This is a genomic window from Vibrio floridensis (assembly GCF_021852965.1).
Lineage (GTDB): Bacteria > Pseudomonadota > Gammaproteobacteria > Enterobacterales > Vibrionaceae > Vibrio > Vibrio floridensis.
Genome location: NZ_JAKGCY010000036.1, coordinates 1 through 4,618 on the forward strand (window position 1 = coordinate 1; position 4,618 = coordinate 4,618).

A 4,618-nucleotide genomic window follows, 5' to 3' on the forward strand; every position below is an offset into this window, starting at 1 on the left:
GGGCTCATGAGCGCTTGTTTCGGCGTGGGTATGGTGGCAGGCCCCGTGGCCGGGGGACTGTTGGGCGCCATCTCCTTCTGCCTCGCGCGTTTCGGTGATGACGGTGAAAACCTCTGACACATGCAGCTCCCGGAGACGGTCACAGCTTGTCTGTAAGCGGATGCCGGGAGCAGACAAGCCCGTCAGGGCGCGTCAGCGGGTGTTGGCGGGTGTCGGGGCGCAGCCATGACCCTATGCGGTGTGAAATACCGCACAGATGCGTAAGGAGAAAATACCGCATCAGGCGCTCTTCCGCTTCCTCGCTCACTGACTCGCTGCGCTCGGTCGTTCGGCTGCGGCGAGCGGTATCAGCTCACTCAAAGGCGGTAATACGGTTATCCACAGAATCAGGGGATAACGCAGGAAAGAACATGTGAGCAAAAGGCCAGCAAAAGGCCAGGAACCGTAAAAAGGCCGCGTTGCTGGCGTTTTTCCATAGGCTCCGCCCCCCTGACGAGCATCACAAAAATCGACGCTCAAGTCAGAGGTGGCGAAACCCGACAGGACTATAAAGATACCAGGCGTTTCCCCCTGGAAGCTCCCTCGTGCGCTCTCCTGTTCCGACCCTGCCGCTTACCGGATACCTGTCCGCCTTTCTCCCTTCGGGAAGCGTGGCGCTTTCTCATAGCTCACGCTGTAGGTATCTCAGTTCGGTGTAGGTCGTTCGCTCCAAGCTGGGCTGTGTGCACGAACCCCCCGTTCAGCCCGACCGCTGCGCCTTATCCGGTAACTATCGTCTTGAGTCCAACCCGGTAAGACACGACTTATCGCCACTGGCAGCAGCCACTGGTAACAGGATTAGCAGAGCGAGGTATGTAGGCGGTGCTACAGAGTTCTTGAAGTGGTGGCCTAACTACGGCTACACTAGAAGGACAGTATTTGGTATCTGCGCTCTGCTGAAGCCAGTTACCTTCGGAAAAAGAGTTGGTAGCTCTTGATCCGGCAAACAAACCACCGCTGGTAGCGGTGGTTTTTTTGTTTGCAAGCAGCAGATTACGCGCAGAAAAAAAGGATCTCAAGAAGATCCTTTGATCTTTTCTACGGGGTCTGACGCTCAGTGGAACGAAAACTCACGTTAAGGGATTTTGGTCATGAGATTATCAAAAAGGATCTTCACCTAGATCCTTTTAAATTGTAAACGTTAATATTTTGTTAAAATTCGCGTTAAATTTTTGTTAAATCAGCTCATTTTTTAACCAATAGGCCGAAATCGGCAAAATCCCTTATAAATCAAAAGAATAGCCCGAGATAGGGTTGAGTGTTGTTCCAGTTTGGAACAAGAGTCCACTATTAAAGAACGTGGACTCCAACGTCAAAGGGCGAAAAACCGTCTATCAGGGCGATGGCCCACTACGTGAACCATCACCCAAATCAAGTTTTTTGGGGTCGAGGTGCCGTAAAGCACTAAATCGGAACCCTAAAGGGAGCCCCCGATTTAGAGCTTGACGGGGAAAGCCGGCGAACGTGGCGAGAAAGGAAGGGAAGAAAGCGAAAGGAGCGGGCGCTAGGGCGCTGGCAAGTGTAGCGGTCACGCTGCGCGTAACCACCACACCCGCCGCGCTTAATGCGCCGCTACAGGGCGCGTAAATCAATCTAAAGTATATATGAGTAAACTTGGTCTGACAGTTACCAATGCTTAATCAGTGAGGCACCTATCTCAGCGATCTGTCTATTTCGTTCATCCATAGTTGCCTGACTCCCCGTCGTGTAGATAACTACGATACGGGAGGGCTTACCATCTGGCCCCAGTGCTGCAATGATACCGCGAGACCCACGCTCACCGGCTCCAGATTTATCAGCAATAAACCAGCCAGCCGGAAGGGCCGAGCGCAGAAGTGGTCCTGCAACTTTATCCGCCTCCATCCAGTCTATTAATTGTTGCCGGGAAGCTAGAGTAAGTAGTTCGCCAGTTAATAGTTTGCGCAACGTTGTTGCCATTGCTGCAGGCATCGTGGTGTCACGCTCGTCGTTTGGTATGGCTTCATTCAGCTCCGGTTCCCAACGATCAAGGCGAGTTACATGATCCCCCATGTTGTGCAAAAAAGCGGTTAGCTCCTTCGGTCCTCCGATCGTTGTCAGAAGTAAGTTGGCCGCAGTGTTATCACTCATGGTTATGGCAGCACTGCATAATTCTCTTACTGTCATGCCATCCGTAAGATGCTTTTCTGTGACTGGTGAGTACTCAACCAAGTCATTCTGAGAATAGTGTATGCGGCGACCGAGTTGCTCTTGCCCGGCGTCAACACGGGATAATACCGCGCCACATAGCAGAACTTTAAAAGTGCTCATCATTGGAAAACGTTCTTCGGGGCGAAAACTCTCAAGGATCTTACCGCTGTTGAGATCCAGTTCGATGTAACCCACTCGTGCACCCAACTGATCTTCAGCATCTTTTACTTTCACCAGCGTTTCTGGGTGAGCAAAAACAGGAAGGCAAAATGCCGCAAAAAAGGGAATAAGGGCGACACGGAAATGTTGAATACTCATACTCTTCCTTTTTCAATATTATTGAAGCATTTATCAGGGTTATTGTCTCATGAGCGGATACATATTTGAATGTATTTAGAAAAATAAACAAAAGAGTTTGTAGAAACGCAAAAAGGCCATCCGTCAGGATGGCCTTCTGCTTAATTTGATGCCTGGCAGTTTATGGCGGGCGTCCTGCCCGCCACCCTCCGGGCCGTTGCTTCGCAACGTTCAAATCCGCTCCCGGCGGATTTGTCCTACTCAGGAGAGCGTTCACCGACAAACAACAGATAAAACGAAAGGCCCAGTCTTTCGACTGAGCCTTTCGTTTTATTTGATGCCTGGCAGTTCCCTACTCTCGCATGGGGAGACCCCACACTACCATCGGCGCTACGGCGTTTCACTTCTGAGTTCGGCATGGGGTCAGGTGGGACCACCGCGCTACTGCCGCCAGGCAAATTCTGTTTTATCAGACCGCTTCTGCGTTCTGATTTAATCTGTATCAGGCTGAAAATCTTCTCTCATCCGCCAAAACAGCCAAGCTTGCATGCCTGCAGGTCGACTCTAGAGGATCCCCGGGTACCATGGTGAATTCCTCCTGCTAGCCCAAAAAAACGGGTATGGAGAAACAGTAGAGAGTTGCGATAAAAAGCGTCAGGTAGGATCCGCTAATCTTATGGATAAAAATGCTATGGCATAGCAAAGTGTGACGCCGTGCAAATAATCAATGTGGACTTTTCTGCCGTGATTATAGACACTTTTGTTACGCGTTTTTGTCATGGCTTTGGTCCCGCTTTGTTACAGAATGCTTTTAATAAGCGGGGTTACCGGTTTGGTTAGCGAGAAGAGCCAGTAAAAGACGCAGTGACGGCAATGTCTGATGCAATATGGACAATTGGTTTCTTCTCTGAATGGCGGGAGTATGAAAAGTATGGCTGAAGCGCAAAATGATCCCCTGCTGCCGGGATACTCGTTTAATGCCCATCTGGTGGCGGGTTTAACGCCGATTGAGGCCAACGGTTATCTCGATTTTTTTATCGACCGACCGCTGGGAATGAAAGGTTATATTCTCAATCTCACCATTCGCGGTCAGGGGGTGGTGAAAAATCAGGGACGAGAATTTGTTTGCCGACCGGGTGATATTTTGCTGTTCCCGCCAGGAGAGATTCATCACTACGGTCGTCATCCGGAGGCTCGCGAATGGTATCACCAGTGGGTTTACTTTCGTCCGCGCGCCTACTGGCATGAATGGCTTAACTGGCCGTCAATATTTGCCAATACGGGGTTCTTTCGCCCGGATGAAGCGCACCAGCCGCATTTCAGCGACCTGTTTGGGCAAATCATTAACGCCGGGCAAGGGGAAGGGCGCTATTCGGAGCTGCTGGCGATAAATCTGCTTGAGCAATTGTTACTGCGGCGCATGGAAGCGATTAACGAGTCGCTCCATCCACCGATGGATAATCGGGTACGCGAGGCTTGTCAGTACATCAGCGATCACCTGGCAGACAGCAATTTTGATATCGCCAGCGTCGCACAGCATGTTTGCTTGTCGCCGTCGCGTCTGTCACATCTTTTCCGCCAGCAGTTAGGGATTAGCGTCTTAAGCTGGCGCGAGGACCAACGTATCAGCCAGGCGAAGCTGCTTTTGAGCACCACCCGGATGCCTATCGCCACCGTCGGTCGCAATGTTGGTTTTGACGATCAACTCTATTTCTCGCGGGTATTTAAAAAATGCACCGGGGCCAGCCCGAGCGAGTTCCGTGCCGGTTGTGAAGAAAAAGTGAATGATGTAGCCGTCAAGTTGTCATAATTGGTAACGAATCAGACAATTGACGGCTTGACGGAGTAGCATAGGGTTTGCAGAATCCCTGCTTCGTCCATTTGACAGGCACATTATGCATCGATGATAAGCTGTCAAACATGAGCAGATCCTCTACGCCGGACGCATCGTGGCCGGCATCACCGGCGCCACAGGTGCGGTTGCTGGCGCCTATATCGCCGACATCACCGATGGGGAAGATCGGGCTCGCCACTTCGGGCTCATGAGCGCTTGTTTCGGCGTGGGTATGGTGGCAGGCCCCGTGGCCGGGGGACTGTTGGGCGCCATCTCCTT

The 4,618-nt window shown here is 51.5% G+C and carries 2 protein-coding genes, 1 rRNA gene and 1 pseudogene; 2 read left to right on the plus strand and 2 right to left on the minus strand.

Annotation, left to right across the window (positions count from 1 at the left end; translation table 11 throughout):
• Nucleotides 1-1,665 precede the first annotated feature (1,665 nt).
• Nucleotides 1,666-2,526, minus strand: a complete 861-nt coding sequence (locus LZU85_RS20295; protein ID WP_000027057.1) for a broad-spectrum class A beta-lactamase TEM-1 — start codon at nucleotides 2,524-2,526, stop codon at nucleotides 1,666-1,668.
• Between the two features lie 318 nt (nucleotides 2,527-2,844).
• Nucleotides 2,845-2,960, minus strand: a 5S ribosomal RNA gene (rrf, locus tag LZU85_RS20300).
• 476 nt (nucleotides 2,961-3,436) lie between these two features.
• Between rrf and araC the strand changes: the two genes are divergently transcribed.
• Nucleotides 3,437-4,315 (plus strand): arabinose operon transcriptional regulator AraC, encoded by an 879-nt coding sequence (gene araC, locus LZU85_RS20305; protein ID WP_001300811.1) that lies wholly within the window; start codon nucleotides 3,437-3,439, stop codon nucleotides 4,313-4,315.
• Between the two features lie 118 nt (nucleotides 4,316-4,433).
• Nucleotides 4,434-4,618: pseudogene (locus LZU85_RS20310) on the plus strand (MFS transporter); the annotation flags it as partial.